Source organism: Phyllobacterium sp. T2-21 (assembly GCF_055378485.1).
Genome location: NZ_AP027914.1, coordinates 369,460 through 395,818, shown reverse-complemented (window position 1 = coordinate 395,818; position 26,359 = coordinate 369,460). Strand labels below are relative to the sequence as shown.

Sequence of the window (26,359 nt, the reverse complement as noted above, 5' to 3'; positions counted from 1 at the left end):
AATAGTGGACAAAACCACTCAACATACGGAAAAGATTACAGAAATTCGCCGCCGCATCTTCTTAGAATTCTTCTAATATATTGTTATTGCTTCGTTTTTCGTCCCGGTTTATGACTTGCCCAGCGCTGCGCAACATCGGGCTGGCCGCGCCGAGGATTGGTTTTAATGCTTGTTCCATTTTTGATTATGCTGCGCGAGGGCATTGAGGCCGCGCTGATTGTCGGCATTGTTGCGAGTTATTTGAAGCAGACCGGTCGCGGTGCCTGGATGCCTGCCGTGTGGGTGGGCATTCTGCTTGCTGTTGCCCTGTCCCTGTTCGTGGGCGCGGGCTTGCAGATGGTCAGTGCGCAGTTTCCCCAGAAAGCCCAGGAATTTTTCGAAGCCCTTGTCGGCTTCATCGCGGTGATCGTGCTTTCATCCATGGTCTTCTGGATGCGCAAGGCTGCCCGCTCCATCAAATCGGAACTGCATACCTCCATCGACGACGCGCTCGGCCACACTTCCGGGCAAGGGGCAGCGTTGGTTGCCATGGTCTTTTTTGCAGTGGCCCGCGAGGGGCTTGAATCCGTCTTCTTCCTCCTGGCCATTTTTCAGCAGAGCGCCAACTCCGACGCGCCGCTCGGCGCGCTTCTGGGCATCCTGGTTTCCATCGGTCTCGGCTACGGCATCTATGCCGGCGGTGTCCGCCTCAACCTGAAGCGGTTCTTCTACTGGACAGGCCTGTTCATCCTCGTGGTGGCCGCAGGCATCCTTGCCGGTTCGCTGCGGCACCTGCATGAAGCGGGCGTCTGGAACAGCCTGCAGACGGTGGTGTTCGATTTGAGCAACGTGCTGCCGGTCAGCAGCGCCTTCGGTACGCTGCTGTCAGGCATGTTCGGCTATCAGGATATGCCGACGCTCGGTGAGATCATCGCCTATGTCGTGTTTCTCGCCGTCAGCCTGTTCTTCTTTCTGCGGCCAGCGCAGCGTCAAACCGCTGCCGCGGCATCCCGGCCAACCCACTGAAAGCATCCCATGGTCCAGAATACGAACCCGTCTGCTCCCCGCCCACCCTCGCAAACGCTGATGAAGCTTGCCGTCATGGGTGCCGGCTTGCTTGTTGTTGCTGGCGGCGCCGCCTTCTATTATGCCTCGACGAAGGTCAAGACCGGCGCCTCGGCTGGTGCGATCACGGTGACGATCAGTGAGGGAAAATGCGATCCGAATGCCCTGACCGTTCCGGCCGGGCGGACTACATTCAATATTGTCAACAAGTCGGATCGGGCCCTTGAATGGGAAATACTCGACGGCGTCATGGTGCTGGAAGAACGGGAGAATATCGTTCCGGGCTTTACCCAGACATTCACCGCCAAGCTCAATCCAGGCACGTATCAAATCACCTGCGGACTGCTCAACAATCCGCGCGGGACCCTGACCGTAACGCCTTCGGCGGAGGCCGATGCGGCGGCAGCGCGCCCGGCGCTGGTGGCGTTCGTTGGTCCGCTGGCCGAATACCAGGTCTTTCTTGCCACGCAGACGAGTGCGCTTGTGAAGGGTGTGCAGGCGCTTGACGAGGCCATCAAGGCCGGTGATATCGACAAGGCGCGGGAGCTCTACCAGAAGGCCCGCCAGCCCTACATGCAGATCGAGCCCATGGCCGACCGCTTTGCCGATCTGCACAATGCCATCGATCCTGTCGCCGACTATCTGGAAAAGCGCGAGGCGGACACCGGCTTTACCGGTTTTCACCGCATCGAGTACGGGCTTTATTCGGTCAAGAGCCTCGATGGCCTTGCGCCTGTCTCGGCAAAACTGCTGGCTGACGTTTCGGCGCTCAAGGATCGGGTACGGTCACTGCGCATCCCGCCTGATCAGATTGCCGCCAGCGCCACCCGCCTGATCGGTACCATTGCAGGCACGAGGATCGCCGCTGGCGAAAATCACTACGCGCGAACCGACCTTGCCGATTTTGAAGCCAATCTTGCCGGTGTATCGCGCATGATCGCGCTGATGAAGCCCGTGGTTGCACAAGGCTCTCCTGCGGTTGTCGCGGATATCGAAGCGCGCTTCGCTGCCGTGGACGGCACGCTGAAATCGCTGCGCGGCGCGGACGGTTTCCCGGCCTATGACAGCGTAAGCGCGGACAAAAGAACGGCGCTGGCCGCACAGATGCAGGCACTTGCCGATGCCATCGGCAAATTGAATGCCGCTGTCGGGCTTGAATAGGCCCGGGGGAGCAATCATGACAAAGGACAGAGACAATAAGCCCTTCATGACCAGCCGCCGCGGCCTCCTTCTCGGAGCAGGCGCAGCTGGCAGTGTGCTCGCGGCTGGTATCACGACGTCTCAGGCTGCGAACAGCCACGGCGAACAGGTGACCGACGCTCCCGTGAGCGACAAGATGCTGGAACAGCAGCCCTTCCACGGGCAATATCAGTCCGGCATCGTGACACCGCGTCCGGCCGCCGGCATGGTGGCGTCGTTCCGGGTGCTGGCGAGCAAGCCGGAAGAGGTGGAGCGGCTGTTCAGAAGCCTCACCGAGCGGATTGCGTTCCTGATGAAGGGCGGCACGCCCCCTGCCCTCGACGACAAGCTGCCGCCAGCGGATAGCGGCATCCTCGGCCCGGTGGTCCTGCCCGACAATCTGACAATCACCGTTTCGCTTGGCGCATCGTTCTTCGAGCAGCGGGAGTGGCTTTCACCCCACAAGCCTGCACGCCTGTCGCGCATGAAGGCGTTCAAGAATGACGCGCTGGACCAGTCGCTGTGTCATGGCGACCTGTCGTTGCAGATATCGTCGAATACACCGGATACCAATATTCACGCCCTGCGCGATATCCTGAAAAACCTGCCGGATCTGATGGTCCTGCGCTGGAAGCAGGAGGGGTCGGTTCCCGTCCTGCCGCGCAGTCCCGACGGGACGCACCAGAGTGCGCGCAACTTTCTCGGCTTTCGTGACGGATCGGCCAATCCCGATGCCGGCGATGCCGGCCTGATGCAGCGGATTGTCTGGGTTCAGGACAGTGGCGACGAACCGGCCTGGGCGCGCAATGGCAGCTATCAGGCGGTCCGGATCATCCGTAATTTCGTCGAGCGGTGGGATCGCACGCCGCTTGGCGAGCAGGAGCGCATTATCGGGCGGCTCAAGCCCAGCGGCGCTCCTTTTGGCGGCCGCACCGAAACGGAAGTGCCCGATTATGCAAAAGACCCGGACGGTGCCGTCACGCCGCTCGATGCGCATATCCGGCTGGCGAATGACCGCAGCAAGGCCGCCGACGCGCATCTCATCCTGCGCCGCCCGTTCAATTATTCCAACGGCGTGAGCAAATCCGGCCAGCTCGAACAGGGGCTGCTGTTCATTTGTTACCAGGCGGATCTGGAGAAGGGATTCATTGCCGTTCAGAACAAGCTGAATGGCGAGCCGCTGGAAGAATACATCAAGCCCATTGGTGGCGGTTTCTTCTTTACTCTGCCGGGCGTCACCGGCGCCGACGATTTTCTTGGCCGAACCCTCTTGGAAGCAGCCGGCCACACGCCAACAAACACCAAATCCTGAAGGAGCTACCCATGAAATTCAGAGCCTATCTCACAGCGAGCGTATTCGCGATCATGGCCGCCGTGGCGCCGCGCGTCGCCAATGCGGAGGTCTCGCCTCTCGATCTCGTCGGGCCCATTGCCGAGTACAAGATTTTCATCGGTGAAAACCTGGAAAAGCTGGTCAGCGAGACCAAGGCCTTTACCGATGCTGTTAAGGCCGGCGATCTTGAAAAGGCCAAGAAGCTCTATGCCCCGACCCGCATGAACTACGAAATCGTGGAGCCGGTGGCCGAACTTTTCAGCGATCTCGATGGCTCCATCGATTCGCGTGCCGACAATCACGAACTGAAGGAAAAAGATCCCGCATTCACCGGTTTCCATCGTCTTGAGTATGGCCTGTTCAGCCAGAACAGCACGGAAGGCCTGGCGGAGTTTGCCGACAAACTCCAGGCCGATGTGATCGAACTGCACAAGCGCATCACCGATCTGACCTTCCCGCCCGAGAAGGTCTTCGGCGGCGCGGCCACCTTGATGGAAGAGGTGGCGGCGACCAAGATTTCCGGCGAAGAAGACCGCTACAGCCATACGGACCTGTGGGATTTCAAGGCAAACTTCGATGGTTCGCGCAAGATTTTCGAGCTGGCACGTCCGCTGATCGAAAAGGGTGATGGCGCGTTCGTCACCAAGGTTGCGGGTAATTTCGATACGGTCAGCAAAACCCTGTCGAAGTACAAGACGGCGGAAGGCTACGAGCTCTATGACAAGCTGACCGACGACGATCGCGCGGTGCTTGCAGCTGCTGTGAACACGCTGGCTGAAGACCTTTCGACCCTGCGCGGCAAGCTCGGACTGAACTGACCGCGTCACGGCGTTCAGATGGAAATTGGAAAACCCGGCTGGCAACGGCCGGGTTTTTTGTTGGCCAAGCCCCTGAACAGACAGCGTATTCTTTCCGTCATCGTTGCAATGCTAGGTTGAGTTCCGAGGTCACTTGCATCTCATTGATTTATCGAATATCGTAATTTCAGTAATTACTGAAATAACTGTTGTGTCGGGAATCTCTGATGAACCTTCCTCCTCTCGTTCAGTCCTTCGTGTTGCATTTCGGCGAAATGGGCAGCCGGTGGGGCATCAATCGCACCGTGGGGCAGATCTATGCCCTGCTCTATGTCACGCCCGAGCCATTGAATGCCGATCAGATTGTCGAATCGCTGGGCATTTCCAGATCCAATGTGTCGATGAGCTTGCGCGAGCTGCAGGCTTGGAATCTTGTCCTGCTGAAACACCTGCCGGATGACCGGCGGGACTTCTTCACAACTCCGGACGATGTCTGGCAGATTTTGCGCACGCTGGCGGAGGAACGAAAGAAGCGCGAAGTCGATCCGACACTCTCCGTCTTGCGCGAAATACTCATGCAGCAGCCGGCGAGCGATGCCGAGCGGCATGCACAGGAACGCATGGCGGAAATGCATGGGCTTATCGAGCGCCTCACAACTTGGTACGATGATGTGAAGAAGCTCGAAACTGACCGCCTTGCAACTCTGTTGACGCTTGGCGCCAAGGTAACGCGATTGCTCGAGGCGAAAGACAAGATCGTCTCGCTCGGCCGCACCAAACGCAGTCCGGACAAGGCATAGATGTCATGTCAGTCGATGCACTCAGTTCCCCGGTAGCTTTGCGGGCAGGAGATTCGGCCGCAAACGGCCAGGTGCGCGCAAAAACCACTGAGCCGGATAATATCGGGACGGAAACATCAGGCCGTTTGCCCGGAGGACGGTCCGCAGCCCTTGTGCAGGCTGTTGCCGCGCTCCTGTGGCTGCCGCAGGCGGCCCTGCTCAGCATCGCCGTCGGCCGGATCGCTGCGGGCAACGGTTTATCGGGTGTCGTCTGGCTTGCCGCTGGCGTTCTTGCAATCGGCGTCGTGCGCGCATTCATCGACGCCGCGGGTAACCGGCTCGCTTTCCATGGTGCGCGCTCCACGCTTACCGGACTGCGCCGGGACGCCGTTCTCGCCCTTGCCCATCGCTCGCCGCTTGATCCCGGCCGGATTGCCTCCGGGGAGGCTGCAAGTATCCTGGCCGAGCAAGCCGAAGCCGTGGTGCCTTACCTCGCGCGGTTTCGTCCGGCCCGGTTCAAGGCAACGCTGGTCCCGCTTGCAATCCTCGTCTGCGTCCTTTCCCTGTCCTGGGCTGTTGCCATCGTTCTGCTCGTTGCCGCACCGCTCATTCCCGTGTTCATGGCGCTGATCGGCTGGCGCGCCAAGGCGGCGAGCGAGGCGCAATTGGTCGAAGTTGGCGGAATGAATGCGTTTCTGCTCGACCGCCTGCGCGGACTGGCGACGATTCGCGTGCTCGATGCGGTGGATGTGACGGCAAAGCGCCTCAGGGCCGATGCGGAGTCGTTGCGGTCCCGCACGATGGCAGTCCTGCGCATCGCCTTTTTGTCGTCGGCTGTCCTCGAGCTTTTTGCCGCGCTTGGCGTTGCGATGGTGGCCGTCTATGTCGGGTTTCATCTCCTCGGGCAACTCGACTTCGGAACCTGGAGCGGCAGGCTCTCCTTGAGCGAAGGGCTGTTCATCCTGCTGCTCGCTCCCGCTTTCTTTGAGCCGTTGCGCGAGCTTTCGGCGGTCTGGCATGACCGTGCTGCAGGCGAAGCTTCGCTGGAGGCGCTGCGGAAACTTGCCGTCAAGGGCGTGGACCTGCCGCATGACCGCGACAAGCCCCATGATGACCGGACTGCATTCCCTGCGCAGATCGGAACACCCTCCGTTCATATCCGTGATGCCACGTTCCGTTATGCCGGAGACGGGCGGCCGGTTTTCGAGCGGTTCAGCCTCGATATCGCTCCGGGTGAAAGCGTGGCCCTGCTTGGACCGAGCGGATCGGGAAAATCGACCTTGCTGGCCCTGATTGCAGGCCTGGCACCGCTTGATGGCGGCGACATATTGGTTGCCGGCAAATCCATGGCTGCAAATGCTGCGGCACAGCGGCGGTGCATCGCCTGGGTCGGCCAGAAACCGCATATCTTTGCCGGGACTGTCGGCGCGAATGTCTCGCTGGGCCGGCCGGAGGTCGATGCGGATGCGGTAGCAGCGGCGCTGCACAATGCCGCCCTGGACACGGTCGCCAATGCCCGTGGAAAATCGTCCATCGGCGAAGGCGGTTCGGGTCTTTCCGGCGGTGAAGCGCTGCGTCTCGCCCTGGCGCGCGCTGCCGCAAATTCCCATGCGCACCTGATTCTTGCGGATGAGCCAACTGCACACCTCGATGATGAGACGGCAAATGATATTGCCGACAGATTGTTTGCGTTGGCGCAGGGCAAGACATTGGTCATTGCAACGCATGATCCGGCTCTCGCCGCACGGGCAGATCGCATCATCGATCTTCGGACCGCTTTCACAAGGAGTGATGCGTGATGTCATTCCGACGCGATTTCCGGCCTGTGCTGCGGCTTTTCCTGGCAGAGCGGCGGTTCATGCTGCTGGCGGGTACGCTTTTGGCGGCGGCGACAGTGCTTGCCGGTATTGCCCTGCTTGGCTTGTCGGGCTGGTTCATTACCGCCACGGCCATTGCCGGATTGTCGTCGGCAACGGCTTTCACGTTCGATGTCTTCGCCCCGTCGGCAGGTATCCGTTTTCTGGCCCTTGCCCGTACCGCTGCGCGCTACGGCGAGCGGTTGACCACCCATGACGCCACGCTCGGTGTTCTCGCCGGTCTGCGCGAGACCTTGTTTCGCGGATGGGCCAGACCCGAGGCGGCCCATCTGCTGCTCCGCCGGCCGTCAAAGCTGCTGTTCCGGCTGACGGCCGACATTGACGCCCTGGATTCGCTCTATCTGCGGATTGTGGTGCCGGGCGCCGTCGCGCTGTGTTCCGCGCTGGCTGTGAGCGTGGTCTTCGGGCTGATGCATCCGCTGTTTGGCCTGGGCGTGGCTGCCTGGCTTCTCGCAACAGGGCTGGCGATACCCTTTCTGGCGGGGCGCTTTTCGCTGGATGCGGCGCGCCGCCGGGCCCATGCGATGGAAGCGCTTCGCTCGCGTGTGATCGATCTTGTCGCGGGGCAGACGGACCTTATCATGGCCAGCCGGGTGGCGGCGCAATGCGCTGCCATCCAAGCCGCCGATGATCGTCTGGTGAATGCGGATGACAAGCTCAACCGGGTTGAAATGGCGGTCACCGCAGGTTTCGGCATCGCCTCCGCCGTGCTTCTCGCCGGTACGCTGTTGGCCGTTGCCATTCTGGCACAGTCGGGTCTGATCGGGGCGCCGGTTGCGGCCCTGGCCATTCTCATGGCCCTGGCAGCGCTTGAACCCTTTGCCGGGCTGCGGCGCGGCGCAGTTGAACTTGGCCGCACCATTCTTGCGGCGCGGCGCATCGGCGGCAATCTTGCCGCTGTCCCCTCGCCTGCCCTCCCCTCCCCTCCTCCCGTAGGTCTGGCGGTAGCGCTTGAGAAAGCCACGGCCGTTCATCAGGGCGCAGCTCATCCCGCACTCACGGATGTCTCGCTGTCATTGGCGAAGGGCGAGCGCATTGCGCTGGTTGGCGCCAGCGGTGCGGGAAAATCGACATTGCTGGCCCTGATTGCCGGTGAATTGCAGCCTGTGAATGGCCATGCCGCCTATGTCCCTTCGGCACGCCTGACACAACGGACGGAACTCTTTCAGGATAGTCTGCGCGAGAATCTTAGGCTTGCGGACCCAGACGCCGGGGATGACCGCCTTTGGCAGGTGCTTGTGGTAGCCGGGCTGGCAAGCCATGTGGAAAAATTACCGGCCCGGCTCGATACCCGGCTTGGCGAAGGCGGGTTGGGGCTTTCGGGCGGACAGTTGCGCCGTCTTGCATTAGCACGGCTGCTTCTGCGCAACGCGACGCTCTGGCTGCTGGACGAACCGACCGAAGGGCTGGACGGCGAGACAGCGCGGGATGTCCTGCAGCGGCTGAGGCACGAGATGACCGGTCACGCGGTCCTTGTCGCCACACATATACGGCGGGAGGCTGAAATGGCCGACCGTCTCCTCATCATGAAACAGGGGCAGATCGTTGCCTCTTTACACCGCGGCGAACCAGAATTCGACGCCGCACTTGCAGCACTGCGGCCGGACTGAGGACGCAGTCTCAATCACTCGGCGTCCGCCCTTCGCGGCGCTGATCAACAGGGGGTCGGGCGTAAGCCCGGCATGAGCAGATGGAACTCGACATCGTAGCGCTTTCGCGCCTGCAATTTGCGATAACCGCGCTTTATCACTTTCTCTTCGTACCATTGACGCTTGGCCTCTCCGTATTGCTTGCAATCATGGAGACAGTCTACGTCATGACCGGCCGCGTCATATGGCGCCAGATGACCAAGTTCTGGGGCACATTGTTCGGTATCAATTTTGCGCTCGGTGTCGCCACCGGCATTGTCATGGAATTCCAGTTCGGCATGAACTGGAGTTACTACAGCCAGTATGTCGGCGATATCTTCGGCGCGCCACTGGCCATTGAAGGCCTCATGGCATTCTTTCTGGAAGCGACCTTTGTCGGGTTGTTCTTCTTCGGCTGGGATAAGCTGTCCAAAGTGGGACACCTCACGGCAACCTGGCTGGTCGCAATCGGCTCGAACTTCTCCGCCTTGTGGATATTGATCGCCAATGGCTGGATGCAAAATCCGGTGGGGTCAGCGTTCAATCCCCAGACGATGCGCATGGAAGTCACTGATTTCTTTGCAGTTTTGTTCAATCCGGTCGCCCAGGCGAAATTCGTTCACACGGTTTCCGCCGGTTACGTAACGGCTTCCATCTTTGTCCTGGGTGTTTCCGCCTGGTATGTCCTGAAGGGGCGTCACACGGCGCTGGCCAAGCGGTCGATGACGGTGGCGGCATCCTTCGGACTGGCCGCGGCCCTTTCTGTCGTCGTGCTTGGCGATGAGAGCGGCTATCTCTCCACCGAACACCAGAAAATGAAACTCGCCTCGATTGAGGCGATGTGGGAGACCGAGCCTGCTCCGGCTGCCTTCACGGCATTCGGCTTTCCCGATCAGCAGAGCCGCGAAACCCATTACGCGGTTCGTATTCCCTGGGTGATGGGGCTCATCGGAACGCGGTCGCTGACCACGGAAATTCCCGGAATCGAGGATCTGGTCAAGCATGCGGAGGTGCGGATCAAACAGGGGCTCCTGGCTTATGACGCGCTGCAACAGATTCGCGCTGCCGGCAGCACCAATGCGATCGCACCGGACGTACGGGCCAAGTTTGAAGACAACGGGGCCGATCTCGGTTACGCCCTGCTTCTCAAGCGCTATGTCGACGATCCGCGCCAGGCAACCGATGCCCAGATCGAAAAGGCCGCGCTGGATACGGTCCCGCACGTTCCAACACTCTTCTGGTCGTTCCGCATCATGGTCGGTCTCGGCATGTTCTTCATCCTGTTGACCGGGACGTTCTTCGTGCTGTCGGTCCGGCGGCAACTCGATACATACCCATGGCTGTTGCGCATTGCAGTCCTGGCGATCCCCCTCCCCTGGGTTGCAGCGGAGATGGGATGGATCGTCGCGGAATTCGGCCGCCAGCCCTGGATCATCGAGGGCGTCCTGCCAACGGCGGCAGCCGTTTCCAATCTGGGCGTGATGTCCCTGCTGATCACGATTGCCGGGTTCGTGACGATCTACACAATCCTGTTCGTAATCGAGATGGGCCTGATGCTTCGTGCCATTCGCAAGGGGCCGGAACTGGACAACGAGCCAGAAGCCGTCCTGATTTCCCCCCATATCGTGCCTGCGGAGTAAACAATCATGATCCTGCATCAATTTCTCGACTACGACACTTTAAGGTTGATCTGGTGGGTGCTGCTCGGCGTGTTGCTGATCGGATTTGCCGTCACCGACGGCTTTGATCTCGGCATCGGTACGTTGTTGCCCTTTGTGGCCCGCACCGACATGGAGCGCCGTATCGCCATCAACACGATCGGTCCGATCTGGGAAGGCAATCAGGTCTGGCTCATTGTTGGCGGCGGCGCGATATTTGCCGCCTGGCCGCCACTCTATGCGGTCTCCTTCTCCGGTTTTTATCTCGCCATGTTCGTTATCCTGGCGGCGCTGATCATCCGGCCTGTTGCGTTCAAATATCGGTCGAAGCGCGAGAGCGCCACCTGGCGGGCTGCCTGGGACTGGGCCCTGTTTGTCGGCGGCTTCGTGCCGTCACTTATCTTCGGCGTGGCGCTCGGCAACGTGCTGCAGGGTGTTCCCTTCCGTTTTGACGGCGATCTGCGCATTTTCTATGAAGGGTCGTTCTTTGGGCTGCTGAACCCGTTCGCGCTTCTCTGCGGGCTTCTTTCGGTCGCCATGCTGGTCATGCACGGCAGTGCGTGGCTGCAATTGAAGACGACGGGGATCATCGCCGAGCGCGCCCGCAGATTTGGCGGGATCGCGGCGCCGGTCACCGTGCTTCTGTTTGCCGTCGCGGGACTTATCCTTTGGACCGGTTTGGACGGGTATCGCATTTCCAGCGTCGTCGATCCAACGGGGCCATCCAATCCGCTGCTGAAGACTGTGGTGTCGGACAAGAACGCCTGGTTTGCCAATTTCAACACACATGCATGGATGCTGGTTGCCCCCCTCCTCGGCTTCGTGGGCGCTCTTGTCGCCATGCTGGGTTTCCGTTTCAAGCGGGAAATCACCACCATTCTGGCAAGTGCACTGTCGATTTTCGGCATTATCTCGACCGTGGGCCTGTCGATGTTTCCCTTCATTCTGCCATCGTCGCTTGATCCGCGATCGAGCCTGACAGTCTGGGATGCGTCGTCAAGCCACCTGACCCTGTTCATCATGCTCGTGGTGACGGTCATTTTCGTGCCGCTGATCGTTCTCTACACAAGCTGGGTTTATCACGTGCTGTGGGGGAAGGTGGATGACAAGACAATCACCAACAAGAGCGGTCACGCTTACTAGGACGAAGAAGGAGTAGAAGAATGTGGTATTTTGCCTGGCTGCTCGGATTGCCGTTTGCTGCTGCTTTCGCCGTTCTCAATGCCATGTGGTATGAACTGGTCGAGGACGATGCCAGCCGCAAGGCGGGCGGCAAGAAATAGCAACGGATATCCATTTTTGGAATTGATTGCCGGAGGGTTTTATCGCCGGCGTGCTGGGCGGCAAATGTGTCTCATTTGCCGCCCAGTATTTGACTGCAGGCCAGGGCTTTCCCGGTGTCTCTTGAAAGAATACAACTAAAAAGTGCGCATCAATATCAACCTATGCGTGTGCTTGCCTATTGATATCTTCCCTTAAACCAGCCATACGATTGAGCGACAAGACCAAGCGTTTGTCAGAAAACGCGGACTTCAGAAGGGACGAAGGACAGTCTTGCAGGTGGCGCCTCAGCCACTGGTGGGAACTATTGCGATAGGATAATATTGATTGACTTCTTTTCGTCCGGCCCGTTTTGGGAGACGTCCCGCCCTGCCAGAGTCCAGCCCCACTGAACCACCCCGAAATGCACCGCGAAACAATGCAGGCGCCAGCCTGTATCGGAAGCTTTGGACCGGGATAGGCATGGCCGTGGCCTGTACCACTATTCTCGCGGCGAGTATCATATTGCCTTCCTATGGGGATTACCGGCTCGCACGGCTTAATCTTGATCGGGTGGAACGCTTTCGTCTGGTTCTGGACGCCGCCAATCGCCTGTCGGCGGAACGCGGCCCGTCGAACACGGTCATGGGGAGCGCCGATCCTCTGACACCTGATGTAACCCAGCGGCTTATCCAGTTTCGTGCGGCAAGTGATGCGGCTCTTGCCGCAGCGGCAGCCCCTCAAACACCTGAGCCCGGAACCCTAAACCACCCCATCCCTCTCCGGCTGCTTGAGCAGACGGGTGTTGATCTCAAACGCGCCAGAATGGATGTCGATCGGGTCGCTGCGATGCCATTTGACCAGCGCACTACAGACGACGTCCAACAGGCGATTGAAGGCATGTTTGCGGTTGTCGACGATTTCCAAGCAATCGTGGCCTGGAATGTCAATGAGCTTGTCGGGTCCGATGACGCCATTGCCGCATCGGTGATGACCGGCCACATGCTGAGCGATCTCCGGGAGTACGGCGGTCGCATCGCGTCCCAGATCATGGCGCCTATAGCGACGCATCATCCTCTGGAGCGCAAGCACCTGATTGACAGCAGCCGGACGCGCGGGCGGCTCAATGAGCTCTGGCGCCTGATTGGCGTGCAGGACGCCCTCTTCCGCAGCGATGCCCGTCTTGCAGGCAAGCGCGAGGAAATCGAGCGTGTGTTTTTCGGCGAGGGTCTGGGCATGGTCGATGCTCTTGTCGCGGAAGGCCGGGTCTCCGGGCAATATTCCATGACGGCGGAGCAGTTCACAGACCGCTTTGTAAAAACGCTTCAACCGCTGGAGAGCCTGCGCAGCGAGTTTCTGAACGTCAAGATCGACGAACTCATGCACACGCGTGATCATGCCTTAAGCACCTTGATCATGGTTGTCGCCATAACATCGGCGATACTGGCCATTCTTGCGAGCCTTGTTCATATGGTGCACCGGTCCGTCCTGTCACCGCTCCTGCAGGCGCGCGAAGAGGTTATCGGCCTGGCCCACGACGTGCCGGTCAAACTTGGCGACAGGCAGCATTATGCCGGGGAAATGCGCCGGCTTTTCGATGCGCTGCAGGTTTTGCGCGGTAAGCTGCATGAGCGGGCTATCTTGACCGACAAATTGAAGGAGCAGGCGGAAACCGACGGCTTGACCGGTCTCTTCAATCGACGCACGCTCGACCTGATCGGCCAGAGCGCAGCAAACAAGGATGAGCAGCCGGAGACGGCCTGTCTTATTCTTCTGGACATCGATTACTTCAAGCTCGTCAACGATACCTATGGCCATCAGGCCGGAGACCATGTGCTCAAGGACGTATCGGCCCTGCTGCGCTCGATGGTCCGGTCGGCGGATGTCATCGCCCGGTTCGGCGGCGAGGAGTTTGCCGTTCTCTCGACGGGTGACCAGCTTGCGGACGTCGTCATGCGCGCTCGCCGCATCCGGCTCGCCCTGCAGCGACACGAGATTCGGCTGCCAGACGGTGTTTGTTTGAATATGACCGCAAGTTTCGGCGTCGCCAGCGGCGTCTTGGGCTCTGCCGGATGGCCGAAACTCATCAAGGCCGCGGACGTCGCGCTCTACCGCGCCAAGTCGGAGGGCAGGAATCGCGTTCGATTCGCCGCCGATGACCAGACAGACGCTGAAAACGCATGATTCCGGGCGTGCTTGCTGATAAATCATCGGATAAGTCGCGTGGGCTCCAATGGTGAAGCGGCGCCAGGCTGAAAGATGGATTGCCCCGATTGCGTCGGGTGTCCGGTTCAGAGGCGTATTTACTGCAGTAAATTCTCCGTGTTTTTGTAGGTAAAACAGCGGGTTACTCACGTTGTGACGCAGAGTGCGCCAGCGCCGCGGGATATGCATCGGGATTCAAAGCTCCGCATGTATTGCATGACAAAACTGTTGTTAAGTTTCTGTTAACCTAAAATTTCTTGATGGTTTGTTCGAATCGGAGCTTAATGGCGCTTCTTAGAAGATTTGCTTTGAAAAAGCGCTATTAGAGGTTTTGTCTCCGATGAATTTCGCTCTACCTCTGCCCAAGTTTGAGTTTGATGACAAGATCCTCGACCAGGGTGCAGAGATTTCACGCCGCTTGAATCAGCTTCGGATGGAAAAGTTTCCGCCGAATGCCAAGAAGACATTGCGGCAGTTCTCCATGGCGGAAGTGGCGCACTATCTTGGTGTGACGCAGAATAATCTCAAGCGGCTGCACCTGGAAGGCAAGGGGCCCGTGCCGGCGCAGGCTGCATCCGGGCGGCGTTCCTATACGGCGGAGCAGATGCTGGAGCTGCGCCATTATCTCGACCGCAACGGCCGGACCGAGGTTAAAAAATATGTGCCGCACCGCAAGCCCGGCGACAAGCTGCAGGTGATCGCTGTCGTCAATTTCAAGGGCGGCTCCGGCAAGACCACGACATCGGCGCATCTCGCGCAGTATCTGGCGCTGACGGGCCACCGGGTTCTGGCGATCGATCTTGATCCGCAGGCGTCCCTTTCCGCCCTGCACGGTTTCCAGCCTGAACTGGACCGGAATCTGTCACTGTATGAATCCATCCGCTATGACGATCAGCGCAAGCCGATTGCCGATGTGATCCTGCCGACCAATTTCCCCGGGCTCGATATCATTCCGGCCAATCTCGAACTGCAGGAGTATGAGTACGATACCCCGCTGGCGATGCAGGACAAGGCATCGCGCGAAGGCCGGCAGTTCTTTACCCGTATCGCCAGCGCGCTGGAGAGTGTCGATGACCGTTATGACGTGGTTGTCGTCGATTGCCCGCCGCAACTCGGCTATCTCACGCTGACGGCAATGTCGGCCGCCACGGCGGTTTTGATCACCGTGCACCCGCAGATGCTGGATCTGATGTCCATGTCCCAGTTCCTGCTCATGCTGGGCGGTATCCTGAAGACCGTGAAACAGGCGGGAGCGAAAGTGGAACTCGATTGGTTCCGCTACCTGATTACCCGCTATGAACCGACGGATATTCCGCAGGCCCAGATGGTGGGCTTCATGCAGTCCATGCTGGCTGAAGAGATATTGGCCAATGCCATGCTGAAATCCACGGCGGTATCGGATGCCGGCCTGACCAAGCAGACACTCTACGAAGTGGAGAAGAACAGTTTCACACGCTCAACCTATGAGCGGGCGATCGAGTCACTTGACGCTGTCAATGCCGAGATCGCCTCGCTCGTGCATCGTGCGTGGGGCCGATGACATGAACCTACGATTTACTGCCGTAAAAACATTGATTTTAGCAAGAAAAATCAACCGCATGACTGGGAATGGATGCATCTAGATGGCCCGGAAGGATATTTTCAGCAGCGTGATGAACCCGGCGCCCGCGCAGACGGAACGCAACGACGCTTTGTCCTATGTGGTGACTGGCGCATCGCGCTCCATCAAGAGCTCGTTCGAAGAACTGGCCAAGGGCAGTGTCGTTGAACTAGATCCGGAACTGATCGACGGTTCGTTTGTCACCGATCGCATCGATGACGACGATCAGGCTTTTCAGGAGCTGCGGGCTGCCATTGCGGAGAGGGGGCAGGATTCGCCCATTCTCGTTCGCCCGCACCCTTCCGTATCCGGTCGCTACCAGATCGTTTTCGGTCATCGCCGGGTTAAGGTCGCACGGCATCTCGGCAAGCTCGTACGCGCCGTGGTCAAGCCGATGGCGGATCAGGATCACGTCATTGCGCAGGGGCAGGAAAACGCGGCGCGGCAAAACCTCTCCTTTATCGAGCGGACGCTGTTTGCAAAGCGGCTGGGCGATCTTGGCTATGATCATGCCGTCATCAAATCGGCGCTGGCACTTGATCCGACGACGTTTTCCAAGATGCAGTCGGTTTCGTCGCACATACCAGAGACTATCGTTCTTGCCATCGGCTCGGCCAAGGCAACGGGGCGGGATCGCTGGTGGCAGCTTTCCAAATTTCTGGAACAGCCGGGAAATCAGGCGAAGGCGGCCGAGTTCATTCACTCTGCGGATTTTGCTGCCGTGAACAGCGATGATCGGTTTGCGCGCCTGTTCGATAGCCTGAACAATGCGAAGCGGCCGGCACCGAAAGCTAGCGCTTCCAGGACGAAGACCTGGGCGGCCAAGGATAAATCGCTTAACGCAGAGATCAAAGATACGGGAAAGAGCTTTACACTGGCGTTGAAGGCCAGAAATGCTTCTCGTTTCGGTGCATATATTGCCGATAACCTTGACGAACTCTATCGAGCCTTCAGGGAATCGGAAACAGTAGGAAAAACAGGAGATTAACCGCACAAGAAAAAAGCCCACCTAAACATCTCTGTCTTGGAAGGCTTCTCTCATATCTCTAGCAGGATCGAGAATCGCATTTCCGGGAATCAGTGTCAAGACATTTTGGCGTCGTTTGGGCGGATGGATTTCTTTTGCCTATGGAAAGGTAGAAGACGATGCAGTCGGGGAATGCATTCACGACGCCGTTCGGGCGGCGATCGCTGTCGCTTGGCATGCTGGCAACGCAGGCGCAGGCGAGCGACGTCGATCCAGAGGCTTCAGTCGACAAATGGAAGCTGTTTCGCTCCTTGTGCGAGGCGCGGGCGCTGATCGGGATTTCCGACCGGGCGCTGGTGGTTTTGAACGCGCTGCTGACGTTCTATCCGCAGAACGCGCTCAGCGAGGCGGGCGGGCTGGTGGTGTTTCCGTCCAATGTGCAATTGTCGCTGCGCGCGCACGGCATGGCGCCGGCAACCCTGCGCCGGCATTTGAGCGCGCTGGTGGAAACCGGCCTGATTTTCCGCAAGGACAGCCCCAACGGCAAGCGCTATGCGCGCAAAACCCGGGCAGCGGGGGCAGGGGAGGGCGGCGAGGCCTTTGGCTTCTCGCTGGCGCCATTGGTGGTGCGGGCGCAGGAGTTCGACACCATGGCGCAGACGGTGCGGGCCGAGCGGCTGCAGCTGAAGCTGATGAAGGAGAAGGTGACGCTGTTGCGCCGCGACATCGTCAAGCTGATTGAGCTCGGCTTTGAGGAAATGCCTGACATCGACTGGAACGGCCACCACACGGCGTTTCGCGGTGTGATCGATGACATTCCGCGCCAGGCGACGATCCGCGATCTGGAGCCGGTTGTCGATGGCCTGGAATGCATCCAGCTGGAGATCTCCAAGTTGTTGCAGGATAAGCTGAATTCGACACAAACAAGCGCCAAAGAGTCTCATTCTGAGCGCCACAAACAAAATTCAAATACCCAATCCACTTCTGATTTTGAACCTGGCTTTAGAAAAAACCAAGGCCAAGCCGACGCGCACAACCACAACGGGGATCTGCCGAGCGAACCGCAGCAAGAGCAGGGGGAAAACCAGGCAGCGGAAAACCCGGGCCCGGACCGAAGGATGCCGGAGGCCGCCGGGCTGCCGGCAGATATGTCCGGCCGCAGCGTCGATCTTTCCGGGCTGGGCGCGGAAGCCTTCGAGGCCAAAGCGGTTCCGCTCGGACTGGTGCGCCAGGCCTGTCCGGATATAGCGGCCTATGCCAGGAACGGCCTTGCCAGCTGGTCCGAACTGATGGGCGCGGCCATTGTCGTGCGCTCCATGCTCGGCGTCAGCCCATCCGCCTATGAGGAGGCCTGTGCGGTGCTCGGCCAGGAAAACGCCGCCATTGCCATGGCCTGCATCCTGCAAAGGGCCGATCAGATCAATTCGGCGGGCGGTTACCTCCGCTCCCTCACCGACAAGGCGGCCAAGGGCGAATTCTCCGTCTGGCCGATGCTGCTCGCCCAGCTCAGGGCCAATGGCACCCATGTCAGGCTGGTCAAGGGGCAGCTGGAATGACACCAATGCGGCGCGCCAACCACACCGTTTCGCGGGCGAAACCACCCGGAAAACCCCAGCAAATCCAATGTGTACAAACACGCAAGACGCGAGAAAACGAACAGTTGTATATGCCGATAAGACGAAAACACCGGTGAGCGGAGGAGCGGCGAGACAAGGTGGATAGGGCAGGGGACACCAGAAAACCCATTAAAAGCAATGCTGTACAGCGAAGCAAATGCAGGAAAATGGCGTATAGTGAGACGATGGACGGCCGCAGAGCGAAATGAGCCTTATAACGCAGCCCATCAGGCGCATATCGCATTCGGCATCATGGTTAAGAGAAGATTATCAGTCCATACTGCCGAAGCTATCTTCGTATTAGATACGGAATAGGATAATTAATATAACAAAAACAATGAATAGTAGACTGCCGCGAATACAAAAGCTGGTGCCTCAGCAGGATTTTGAGAGTCCATATTGAGTCCTCGCAACATATCGGCGCGAGTTGCTAAATCCCTGTCCCGTCGAGCTCTCGCGCGTCGTCGCCTTCCCATGGTGACGGCATGGAACTGCCATCAAGATTAGCAGTGGGCATCGGCATCCAGCATTTCAATTCCGGCTCGGCATATTCGACGAGGCGGCCAGGCGAGGAATCGGAAGCACGCCAGCCTTCTGTGCCGAACTGATCACCCTTCGACCAATAGGCAAGGTCGACTTCCGCCGGCCCCTGTTCGGATGGGCGAATCGTGACGAGAATCCGCCGTCCGTCTCTTGGCGCGGCTGCCATGTTGCGCCAGCGGTCAGGCTCATTCATCGTTTTTCCTCCTGCCTTGCGGTGGATTGCAAGTGTTGCCTCGTCATCGAAAACGGTCAACTCAAATTATTTGACAGCGAACGTGCGCATTCCACTGCAAGCCACCGTTTGATAACAAGTGCGCGACGACCGATGTGAGAATGCCGAGCAAATATACGAGACGTTTGTTTCCGCCGCGACCACACCAAAACCGAGGGTCTTTACATGGGATATGTCTCGTCGAAATTCCAGTTGAGGTAAGAATGCGCGTCCTGCGATTGAACCGTTCATGCAATTTAGGACTGACCAGAATTGTCCGGCGATGGATCGCAGAATGATCGATCAAAATGACGGCCCTTGAACATCACCATTCGGCGAAAGAGCCGTCCTTGTGCCGCCAGATCGGGTTGCGCCAGCGGTGTCCTTCCTTGGCGCGTTCGATGACGTATTCCTCATTGATTTCAATGCCGAGGCCGGGACCTTCCGGAATTGCCACATAACCATCCTCGTAGTGAAAGACGGATTTGTCCTTGGCGTAGTCGAGCAAATCATTGGTACTGTTGTAGTGGATGCCGAGGCTTTGTTCCTGGATGAAGGCGTTGTAACTGACAGCATCAAGCTGCAGGCAAGCTGCCAGTGCGATCGGGCCAAGCGGGCAATGGGGTGCCAGCGCCACGTCGTAGGCTTCGGCCATGGCCGCGATCTTGCGGCATTCCGTAATGCCGCCCGCGTGAGACAGGTCGGGCTGGATGATATCAACGGCCCCTTGCTCAAGAACGCTCTTGAAATCCCAGCGGCTATAAAGGCGCTCGCCGAGTGCAATCGGCGCTGATGAAAAAGCGGCAATTTCCTTGAGCGCCTCACGATTCTCGCTCAGCACCGGTTCTTCGATGAACATCAGGCGATAGGGATCGAGTTCCTTGACCAGGGCCCGCGCCATCGGCCGGTGGACACGGCCGTGAAAATCGACTGCAATGCCGATGTTCGGTCCGACTGCCTGGCGAACAGTCGCGACGCGTTCGATGACGGCATCGATCTTGTCGTGGCTGTCGACGATCTGCAATTCTTCCGTGCCGTTCATCTTGAGTGCGGTGAAGCCGCGGCTGGTGACGTCAAGGGCGCCGGCGGCGATGTCAGCTGGCCGGTCACCGCCGATCCAGGAATATACCTTGATCCGGTCGCGGAGTTTGCCGCCGAGAAGCGCATGGACAGGCACGCCCAGTGCTTTGCCCTTGATGTCCCAAAGCGCCTGATCGACACCGGCGATCGCACTCATCAGGATGGGGCCGCCGCGATAGAAGGCGCCGCGATACATCACCGTCCAGTGATCCTCGATCAGACGCGGGTCCTTGCCGATCAGATAATCGGCAAGTTCCGTGATCGCGGTTTCAACCGTGTGTGCCCGGCCTTCGACAACGGGTTCGCCCCAGCCGCTGACACCCTCGTCGGTTTCAATTTTCAGAAAGAGCCAGCGCGGGGGAACAATGAATGTCTTGAGTGCGGTGATTTTCATCGTCTGTCTGACCTTTAAACGGTTTTGCCTGCATTGAGGGATTTTGCCGCGGCAAGATCGCGTGCGGCGAGGTCCAGGATGTCACTGGCGGCCTTGCGTGCAGCGGCAGCCTCGCGCATCCGCAATGCTTCGACCATGGCGCGGTGCGCCTTGATCGCTTCGCTTCTCTGATCGTTGGAAGTGGTGGCGGTCGTTTCGAGAACGAATTTCAGTGCCGCGTCGATCAGTCCGCCAATCTGACGGAACACCGGGTTGTGGCTCGCCGCATACAGAATCTGGTGGAACGCTATGTCTGAACGCGAGAACTGTTCCACGTCGTTCGCAGCGTCGGCCATGCCCTGCCAGGCAAGTTCGAGATCGGCGATTTCCTGCAGCGTGGCCCTGTTCGCTGCAAGTTCCGCAACCAGCGGTTCTATGGCGCGGCGTGTTTCAAGGATGGCGTCAAACAGGCGGTCGTCCAGGAGGTGCGGCGCGTGCCATTCCAGAACCTGGGGGTCGATGATGTTCCAGTTATCCGGATCACATACGGTTGTTCCGATGCGCGGACGGCTGCTGACCAGCCCCTTGGCGGCCAAAACCTTCAGCGCCTCCCGGATAACCGTCCGGCTAACGCCATAGGCGTCGCCGAGGTCGCTTTCCCGCGGCAAAAGGCTGCCGCTTGGATAACGGCCGGCAAATATGTCACGTGCAAGCGCGCGCACCACATCCGGCATCACGCGGGGGCGGCGTATTTTCTGCGCGCCTGCAGTCGACGGATCAGTGGCTTGGCTCATCATTTCTTCCCCTCTGTGACGCGACGGCGTCACAGCCTTATCGATCATCGTATCGAGAATTCCAATCCCTTGAGCAATAGACTATTTATCATACCAGAGCAATTGACGAGTATGATAAAAATGATTAATTGTACCATCACGATCGGAAAACGGGATCGTGCTTTTGGGAGGAATGACAATGAATTTAATCAAGACGGCGATTCTCGCCGGCGCACTCGCAACGATGTCTGTCGTGTCCATGGTTCCTGCCAGTGCGCAGGATGCCAAAATCGGATTCATCGTGAAACAGCCGGAGGAGCCCTGGTTCCAGGATGAGTGGAAATTTGCCGACCAGGCAGCCAAGGAGAAGGGATTTACTCTCGTCAAGATCGGCGCTGAGGATGGCGAGAAGCTGATGTCGGCAATCGACAATCTTGGCGCGCAAGGCGCTCAGGGCTTTGTCGTCTGCACGCCCGACGTGAAGCTCGGACCGGGCATTGTGGCCAAGGCGGCTGCGAACAATCTCAAGATGATGACCGTCGACGACCGTTTGGTCGATGCCGCCGGCAAACCGCTTGAGGATGTGCCGCATATGGGCATCTCAGCCACCAAGATCGGTGAAGCCGTCGGGCAGGGCATCGTTGACGAGATGAAGGCGCGCGGCTGGAAGCCGGAGGAAGTGGGGGCCATTCGCGTTTCCTACGATCAGCTGCCGACGGCCGTTGACCGTGTCGAGGGTGCCATTTCGGTGCTGAAGGCAAACGGCTTCAAGGCTGAGAATATCTTTCCGGCCCCACAGGCAAAGACGGATACCGAAGCTGCTCTGAATGCTGCAACCGTGGTGTTGAATGCGCATGCCGGTATCAAGAAGTGGGTCGCTTTCGGCCTCAATGACGAGGCGGTGCTCGGTGCTGTGCGCGCGACGGAGAGTGTGGGCATTCCGGCAGACGGTGTGATCGGCGTCGGCATAGGCGGCGCGGACTCGGCGATCAACGAGTTCAAGAAGCCGACTGCTACCGGTTTTGTCGGGACTGTTATCATTTCCCCCAAGCGTCATGGCTATGAGACCGCCACCAACATGTATGAGTGGGTGGCGAACGGCAAGCAGCCGGAAAAGCTTACCCTGACATCGGGCGCTCTCGCCAAGCGGGATACTTTCCAGCAGGTGCGCAAGGAACTCGGTATCGAGTAATCCTCGCCGTATATTGAAATCCCTGGCGGCGGTTTGTTCCGCCGCCAAGCTGGAGGGGAAGCCACGTGTCGTTTTTACAGTTCTCAAATCTTACGAAAACCTATCCCGGCGTGAAAGCGCTGTCCGGCATCAGTTTCGATGTACGCAAGGGTGCCGTGCATGGATTGATGGGTGAGAACGGAGCCGGTAAATCAACCCTCATCCGAATTCTGTCCGGAGACCAGCATGCGAACGAGGGCGAAATACGCATTGACGGCGACGTTCAGGCGTATGGCTCTTCAAGAGATGCGTTCGAACATGGTGTGATCGTTATCCACCAGGAGCTGCAGCTCGTGCCCGAGTTGACCGTGGCGGAAAACCTGTATCTCGGCCGGTTCCCGGCAAAGGCGGGTGTAGTTGCCTCCGCGAAAATGTTCGCCGATGTCACCGAAAAATTGAAGAATGCAGGAATCGATATCGATCCGCGCCAGAAGGTAAAGACGCTGTCCATCGGTGAACGGCAGATGGTGGAAATCGCCAAGGCAGTGATGCTCGATGCACGGGTGATTGCCCTTGATGAGCCGACCTCTTCGCTTTCTTCCCGCGAAAGTGAAATTCTTTTCACGCTGATTGACCGCTTGCGGGCCGAAGGCAAGGTTATCCTCTATGTTTCGCATCGGCTGGATGAGGTTTTCAGGCTTTGCGACAGTTTGACGGTTTTGCGCGACGGCAAGCTCGCAGCACACCATGAGACGTTGCAAGGTGTAACGCGTGATCAGATCGTAGCCGAAATGGTCGGGCGGGAAATCAACGATATCTGGGGCTGGCGCGGCCGCAAAGCGGGCGCCGTGCGTCTGAAGGTGGAGAATGTTTCCGGAGAACGCCTGCCGGAGCCTGCGAGCTTTGATGTGCGCGCCGGCGAGATTGTCGGCTTCTTTGGCCTTATCGGTGCGGGCCGTTCCGAACTGATGCGACTGGTCTTCGGAGCCGATCCGCAGTTTTCCGGTGCAACCTCAATCGACGGTGCACAGGTGAAAGCCGGGAGTCCGCGTCAGGCGATCCGGTCGGGCATTGTTCTGTGCTCGGAGGACCGCAAGCATGACGGTATTCTCCAGGGGCGCTCGATCGAAGAAAACATCAATGTTTCCTCGCGCCGCCATTACAGTTCGTACGGATTGCTCGACCGGAAGAGGGAGGTGGAGGTTGCGGAAACCTTCATCAAGCGCCTGAAGGTACGCACCCCGTCGCGCAAGCAGGACATCGTCAATCTCTCCGGCGGCAATCAGCAGAAAGTCATATTGGGCCGCTGGCTGGCGGAGCAGGGTGTGAAGATCTTGATCGTCGATGAACCGACGCGTGGCATCGACGTCGGCGCCAAGTCCGAAATCTACGAGATTCTCTACGAGCTTGCCGAAAGCGGGATGGGCATCGTCGTGGTTTCGAGTGAACTGCCCGAGGTGATGGGTATCTGTGACCGTATCCTGGTCATGTGTGCCGGGAAAATCGCGGCCGGGTTGAACCGTGACCAGTTTGAAGAAAATGCGATCCTGGCAGCGGCGCTTCCGGATGTGAAGCAGCCAACAGAAATTGCGTATTGAGGACACAGGCATGACCAATCAGTTGAAGAAGATTTTGCTGGGGGACCAGGGCATCGTCCTGATCTTCATCGTGGCCTTCACGATCGTGGCATTGCTGGTTCCCAATTTCCTGACCGAACGCAATATGCTTGGCCTGCTGCAGTCGGTGGTTACGGTGGGGATTGTCGCCTGCACCATGATGTTTTGTCTCGCAGCGCGGGACTTCGATCTGTCAGTCGGCTCGACGGCCGCTTTCACCGGGATGGTGGCTGTCATGGCGTCGAACACCACCGGATCAATACTGGTAGGGATCGGTGCAGCACTTCTGTGCGGTGCGTTCGTCGGGTTCGTCAACGGCTTCGTCATTGCAAAGTTCAGGATCAACGCGCTCATCACCACACTGGCGACCATGCAAATTGTGCGTGGCCTTGCCCTGATATCGTCGGATGGGCGCGCCATAGGCATCAATGATCCGGGTTTCTATCAGTTGGCGCTCTCGAAATTGTTCGGCATCCCGACGCCGGTCTGGATACTTGCTGGCCTCTTCGTGGTCTTTGGCTTTGTCTTGAACCGCACGGTCTTCGGCAAGAATACCCTGGCCATTGGCGGCAATCCAGAGGCGTCGCGCCTTGCCGGCGTCAATGTCGACAAGACCAGAATCTGGATTTTTGCCTTGCAAGGGGTGGTCTGTGCCGTGGCGGGGATACTGCTCGCGTCCCGTATTACATCGGGTCAACCCAATGCCGCCGTCGGCCTTGAACTTTCAGTCATATCCGCCTGTGTTCTCGGCGGCGTATCGCTTGCGGGCGGACGAGCCACGATGGCGGGTGTCATTGTGGGCGTGATGATTATGGGCATTGCGGAGAACGTCATGAACCTCATGAACATTCCCGCCTTCTATCAGTATATCGTGCGCGGCCTCATCCTGCTGTTGGCGGTGATGCTCGACAATCTGCGGTCCAGCGCATTCATCAGGCGATAAAATGCCATCCGGGAAACAGTCAGTTCCAGCGGATTTTCTGGTCCTGCACAATGCGCATATGACTGTCCGCGTCGCCTCTAAGGGCGGTGCGGTGGTGGATGGCAAGACGTCGGATGGCCGTTTCTTTCTGCGCCCCTACACCGGGACGGAACAGGAATTCACGGTGCAACGGGCGGCATGTTTTCCACTTGCTCCAATCGGCAACCGGGTCGCCGGCAACGGTTTCCACTTTGGCGGCAAGCGTCGATCATTCGTTCCGAATACGCAGGAAAGCCTTTATCTCCATGGCGACTGTTGGCTTGGCGACTGGAATGTGCTGGAGGCATCGGTTGAAGCGGTGACAATGGAATTCAGCAGGAAGGCGGATGAAAATTCCCCTTATGCTTACAGGGCAATGCAAACAATCCGGCTCACGGGCACCACGCTTGACATGCAGCTTTCCATAACCAATAGCGGCGATGAGACGCTACCGTTCGGTATTGGATTTCATCCCTTTTTTCCGCGAACGCCCAAAACGACCTTGAAGGCATCGGCAGTCCGTTGGTGGACGGAGGCGCCATCGCATCTTCCACATACCCTTGAAGCGCCGCCTGAGGATATGGTTTTTGCATGTTCGACACCGCTACCGGATCGCTGGATCAACAATGCATTCGAGGGTTGGGACGGCAAGGCCACCATTGCATGGCCGGAGCACAATCTTTCTCTCAGCGTGGAAGCCACGGAAGTCTTCGCGCGGTTCATGCTCTTTGCGCCAGACACTGACCGCAGTTTCTTCTGCTTCGAGCCGATGAGTCATACGCCAAATGCGCTGGCCTCTGTCGAAACCGATCCCATGGGGCTCGCATTGCTGGCTCCGGGGGAGGAAATAAGCGGCAGACTATCACTGACAATTCTTGACGGGAGTGAAGTGCCATGACGAACCGACTTGCCGGAAAAAGGATAGTCATCACAGGCGCCGCGCAGGGGATTGGTCTGGCAATCACCGAGGCGTGCCTGGCGGAAGGTGCCCGGCTTTTTCTCATCGATCGGGACCGTGCATTGCTGGAAAGCGCGGTGGATGAATTGCGGGCAAGGTCAATTTCCGTTGGATTTGCCATAGCTGATATCAGCGATGCTGCGGCTGTTCTTGCCGCCGTCAATCAGGCGAATACGGAAATCGGCGCGATCAACGCACTGATCAACAATGCCGGCATCAATGTGTTCTCCACCCCTCTCGAAACCACGGAAGAGCAGTGGAATCGCAACTTTGATGTCAATGTCAAAGGCGCGTGGAACTGCAGCAAGGCTGTACTGCCATCGATGCTGGAGCAGGGTAGCGGCGTCATCCTCAACATCGCCTCGACACACAGCTTTACGATCATACCGCAGACCTTTCCCTATCCGGTCGCCAAACATGCCCTGCTTGGCCTGACCAAATCGCTTGCACTCGAATATGCGGGCAAAGGGGTGCGGGTGAACGCGCTGGCACCCGGCTATGTGGAAACGCAGAAGGTGCTCGACTACTGGAACAGCTTTGAAGACCCGGCTGCAGCGCGCGCCAGGACACTCGCCCTTCATCCGGGCGGGCGCATCGCCTCCCCGCAGGAGATCGCGCGGGCGGCTGTGTTCATGATTTCCGATGAGTGCCCGTTCATGAACGCCGCCTGCCTTGTCGTGGACGGCGGTCTCAGCCAGCAGCAACACCCGAACAATTAGCAAAGACAGAG

General features: G+C 58.7%; 22 protein-coding genes. 19 read left to right on the top strand and 3 right to left on the bottom strand.

All coding sequences use genetic code 11. From position 1 onward, the window contains the following. The first annotated feature begins 165 nt into the window (after nucleotides 1-165). The 14 genes from efeU (at nucleotide 166) to repC (ending at nucleotide 17,883) form a co-directional block, all read left to right on the top strand. Complete coding sequence (gene efeU / locus ACZ5FP_RS22115) at nucleotides 166-1,005, top strand: iron uptake transporter permease EfeU (protein ID WP_464664271.1); 840 nt, start codon at nucleotides 166-168, stop codon at nucleotides 1,003-1,005. 9 nt (nucleotides 1,006-1,014) lie between these two features. Continuing rightward, nucleotides 1,015-2,205 carry an iron uptake system protein EfeO gene (efeO, locus tag ACZ5FP_RS22110; protein ID WP_464664269.1) on the top strand — a complete coding sequence of 397 codons (1,191 nt, stop codon included), beginning with the start codon at nucleotides 1,015-1,017 and terminating at the stop codon, nucleotides 2,203-2,205. A 16-nt stretch (nucleotides 2,206-2,221) separates the two neighbouring features. Continuing rightward, on the top strand, nucleotides 2,222-3,535 hold the full coding sequence (gene efeB / locus ACZ5FP_RS22105; protein WP_464664267.1) for an iron uptake transporter deferrochelatase/peroxidase subunit: 1,314 nt from the start codon (nucleotides 2,222-2,224) through the stop codon (nucleotides 3,533-3,535). Between the two features lie 11 nt (nucleotides 3,536-3,546). Further along, complete coding sequence (efeO, locus tag ACZ5FP_RS22100; protein ID WP_464664265.1) at nucleotides 3,547-4,374, top strand: iron uptake system protein EfeO; 828 nt, start codon at nucleotides 3,547-3,549, stop codon at nucleotides 4,372-4,374. A 206-nt stretch (nucleotides 4,375-4,580) separates the two neighbouring features. Further along, complete coding sequence (locus ACZ5FP_RS22095; RefSeq protein WP_223615878.1) at nucleotides 4,581-5,153, top strand: GbsR/MarR family transcriptional regulator; 573 nt, start codon at nucleotides 4,581-4,583, stop codon at nucleotides 5,151-5,153. 5 nt (nucleotides 5,154-5,158) lie between these two features. After that, nucleotides 5,159-6,931 (top strand): thiol reductant ABC exporter subunit CydD, encoded by a 1,773-nt coding sequence (gene cydD / locus ACZ5FP_RS22090; RefSeq protein WP_464664264.1) that lies wholly within the window; start codon nucleotides 5,159-5,161, stop codon nucleotides 6,929-6,931. Then, nucleotides 6,928-8,619: an amino acid ABC transporter ATP-binding/permease protein gene (locus ACZ5FP_RS22085; protein WP_464664262.1), complete on the top strand. Its 1,692-nt coding sequence runs from the start codon at nucleotides 6,928-6,930 to the stop codon at nucleotides 8,617-8,619. Before cydD ends, ACZ5FP_RS22085 begins: the two co-directional genes overlap by 4 nt. 80 nt (nucleotides 8,620-8,699) lie before the next feature. Continuing rightward, entirely contained in the window at nucleotides 8,700-10,277 is a 1,578-nt protein-coding gene (locus ACZ5FP_RS22080) for a cytochrome ubiquinol oxidase subunit I (protein ID WP_464664260.1), read from the top strand. Between the two features lie 6 nt (nucleotides 10,278-10,283). Then, nucleotides 10,284-11,438: a cytochrome d ubiquinol oxidase subunit II gene (cydB, locus tag ACZ5FP_RS22075; RefSeq protein ID WP_464664258.1), complete on the top strand. Its 1,155-nt coding sequence runs from the start codon at nucleotides 10,284-10,286 to the stop codon at nucleotides 11,436-11,438. A gap of 20 nt (nucleotides 11,439-11,458) precedes the next feature. Further along, the gene (gene cydX, locus ACZ5FP_RS22070; protein WP_105735051.1) at nucleotides 11,459-11,578 is read left to right on the top strand and encodes a cytochrome bd-I oxidase subunit CydX; all 120 of its coding nucleotides are present in this window, start codon (nucleotides 11,459-11,461) and stop codon (nucleotides 11,576-11,578) included. Nucleotides 11,579-12,044: 466 nt separating this feature from the next. Beyond that, complete coding sequence (locus ACZ5FP_RS22065) at nucleotides 12,045-13,739, top strand: GGDEF domain-containing protein (RefSeq protein ID WP_464664256.1); 1,695 nt, start codon at nucleotides 12,045-12,047, stop codon at nucleotides 13,737-13,739. Nucleotides 13,740-14,100: 361 nt separating this feature from the next. Beyond that, a complete protein-coding gene (repA, locus tag ACZ5FP_RS22060) occupies nucleotides 14,101-15,300 on the top strand; it encodes a plasmid partitioning protein RepA (protein ID WP_105735049.1) in 1,200 nt (399 codons plus the stop codon). Between the two features lie 82 nt (nucleotides 15,301-15,382). Beyond that, nucleotides 15,383-16,348, top strand: coding sequence for a plasmid partitioning protein RepB (gene repB / locus ACZ5FP_RS22055; protein ID WP_464664254.1), 966 nt, complete (start codon nucleotides 15,383-15,385; stop codon nucleotides 16,346-16,348). A gap of 158 nt (nucleotides 16,349-16,506) precedes the next feature. Further along, nucleotides 16,507-17,883, top strand: a complete 1,377-nt coding sequence (gene repC, locus ACZ5FP_RS22050; RefSeq protein WP_464664252.1) for a plasmid replication protein RepC — start codon at nucleotides 16,507-16,509, stop codon at nucleotides 17,881-17,883. 490 nt (nucleotides 17,884-18,373) lie between these two features. On the opposite strand, the gene ACZ5FP_RS22045 is transcribed toward repC, so the two are convergent. The 3 genes from ACZ5FP_RS22045 to ACZ5FP_RS22035 all read right to left on the bottom strand — a co-directional run bounded on the left by ACZ5FP_RS22045 (nucleotide 18,374) and on the right by ACZ5FP_RS22035 (nucleotide 20,947). Then, nucleotides 18,374-18,679, bottom strand: coding sequence for a hypothetical protein (locus ACZ5FP_RS22045; protein ID WP_464664250.1), 306 nt, complete (start codon nucleotides 18,677-18,679; stop codon nucleotides 18,374-18,376). Nucleotides 18,680-19,022: 343 nt separating this feature from the next. Continuing rightward, the gene (gene dgoD, locus ACZ5FP_RS22040; protein ID WP_288194018.1) at nucleotides 19,023-20,171 is read right to left on the bottom strand and encodes a galactonate dehydratase; all 1,149 of its coding nucleotides are present in this window, start codon (nucleotides 20,169-20,171) and stop codon (nucleotides 19,023-19,025) included. A 14-nt stretch (nucleotides 20,172-20,185) separates the two neighbouring features. Then, a complete protein-coding gene (locus tag ACZ5FP_RS22035; RefSeq protein ID WP_464664248.1) occupies nucleotides 20,186-20,947 on the bottom strand; it encodes a FadR/GntR family transcriptional regulator in 762 nt (253 codons plus the stop codon). 175 nt (nucleotides 20,948-21,122) lie between these two features. Between ACZ5FP_RS22035 and ACZ5FP_RS22030 the strand changes: the two genes are divergently transcribed. The 5 genes from ACZ5FP_RS22030 to ACZ5FP_RS22010 all read left to right on the top strand — a co-directional run bounded on the left by ACZ5FP_RS22030 (nucleotide 21,123) and on the right by ACZ5FP_RS22010 (nucleotide 26,348). Continuing rightward, a complete protein-coding gene (locus ACZ5FP_RS22030; RefSeq protein ID WP_105735011.1) occupies nucleotides 21,123-22,115 on the top strand; it encodes an arabinose ABC transporter substrate-binding protein in 993 nt (330 codons plus the stop codon). Nucleotides 22,116-22,180: 65 nt separating this feature from the next. Continuing rightward, a complete protein-coding gene (araG, locus tag ACZ5FP_RS22025) occupies nucleotides 22,181-23,692 on the top strand; it encodes an L-arabinose ABC transporter ATP-binding protein AraG (RefSeq protein ID WP_464664246.1) in 1,512 nt (503 codons plus the stop codon). Between the two features lie 10 nt (nucleotides 23,693-23,702). Beyond that, nucleotides 23,703-24,653 carry an L-arabinose ABC transporter permease AraH gene (araH, locus tag ACZ5FP_RS22020; protein ID WP_346305398.1) on the top strand — a complete coding sequence of 317 codons (951 nt, stop codon included), beginning with the start codon at nucleotides 23,703-23,705 and terminating at the stop codon, nucleotides 24,651-24,653. Between the two features lies 1 nt (nucleotide 24,654). Further along, nucleotides 24,655-25,569, top strand: a complete 915-nt coding sequence (locus ACZ5FP_RS22015; RefSeq protein WP_464664244.1) for an aldose 1-epimerase — start codon at nucleotides 24,655-24,657, stop codon at nucleotides 25,567-25,569. Beyond that, complete coding sequence (locus tag ACZ5FP_RS22010) at nucleotides 25,566-26,348, top strand: SDR family oxidoreductase (RefSeq protein ID WP_464664242.1); 783 nt, start codon at nucleotides 25,566-25,568, stop codon at nucleotides 26,346-26,348. The genes ACZ5FP_RS22015 and ACZ5FP_RS22010 overlap by 4 nt, the downstream gene beginning before the upstream one ends. Nucleotides 26,349-26,359: the final 11 nt, after the last annotated feature.

Coding starts and splice junctions, on each gene's coding strand:
- efeO (WP_464664269.1), top strand. CDS start 1,015: ATGGTCCAGAATACGAACCCGTCTGCTCCCCGCCCACCCTCGCAAACG.
- cydX (WP_105735051.1), top strand. CDS start 11,459: ATGTGGTATTTTGCCTGGCTGCTCGGATTGCCGTTTGCTGCTGCTTTC.
- araH (WP_346305398.1), top strand. CDS start 23,703: ATGACCAATCAGTTGAAGAAGATTTTGCTGGGGGACCAGGGCATCGTC.
- ACZ5FP_RS22095 (WP_223615878.1), top strand. CDS start 4,581: ATGAACCTTCCTCCTCTCGTTCAGTCCTTCGTGTTGCATTTCGGCGAA.
- ACZ5FP_RS22035 (WP_464664248.1), bottom strand. CDS start 20,947: ATGATGAGCCAAGCCACTGATCCGTCGACTGCAGGCGCGCAGAAAATA.
- cydB (WP_464664258.1), top strand. CDS start 10,284: ATGATCCTGCATCAATTTCTCGACTACGACACTTTAAGGTTGATCTGG.
- ACZ5FP_RS22030 (WP_105735011.1), top strand. CDS start 21,123: ATGAATTTAATCAAGACGGCGATTCTCGCCGGCGCACTCGCAACGATG.
- dgoD (WP_288194018.1), bottom strand. CDS start 20,171: ATGAAAATCACCGCACTCAAGACATTCATTGTTCCCCCGCGCTGGCTC.
- ACZ5FP_RS22045 (WP_464664250.1), bottom strand. CDS start 18,679: ATGAATGAGCCTGACCGCTGGCGCAACATGGCAGCCGCGCCAAGAGAC.
- repA (WP_105735049.1), top strand. CDS start 14,101: ATGAATTTCGCTCTACCTCTGCCCAAGTTTGAGTTTGATGACAAGATC.
- efeU (WP_464664271.1), top strand. CDS start 166: ATGCTTGTTCCATTTTTGATTATGCTGCGCGAGGGCATTGAGGCCGCG.
- repC (WP_464664252.1), top strand. CDS start 16,507: ATGCAGTCGGGGAATGCATTCACGACGCCGTTCGGGCGGCGATCGCTG.
- efeO (WP_464664265.1), top strand. CDS start 3,547: ATGAAATTCAGAGCCTATCTCACAGCGAGCGTATTCGCGATCATGGCC.
- ACZ5FP_RS22015 (WP_464664244.1), top strand. CDS start 24,655: ATGCCATCCGGGAAACAGTCAGTTCCAGCGGATTTTCTGGTCCTGCAC.
- cydD (WP_464664264.1), top strand. CDS start 5,159: ATGTCAGTCGATGCACTCAGTTCCCCGGTAGCTTTGCGGGCAGGAGAT.
- efeB (WP_464664267.1), top strand. CDS start 2,222: ATGACAAAGGACAGAGACAATAAGCCCTTCATGACCAGCCGCCGCGGC.
- repB (WP_464664254.1), top strand. CDS start 15,383: ATGGCCCGGAAGGATATTTTCAGCAGCGTGATGAACCCGGCGCCCGCG.
- ACZ5FP_RS22010 (WP_464664242.1), top strand. CDS start 25,566: ATGACGAACCGACTTGCCGGAAAAAGGATAGTCATCACAGGCGCCGCG.
- ACZ5FP_RS22080 (WP_464664260.1), top strand. CDS start 8,700: ATGGAACTCGACATCGTAGCGCTTTCGCGCCTGCAATTTGCGATAACC.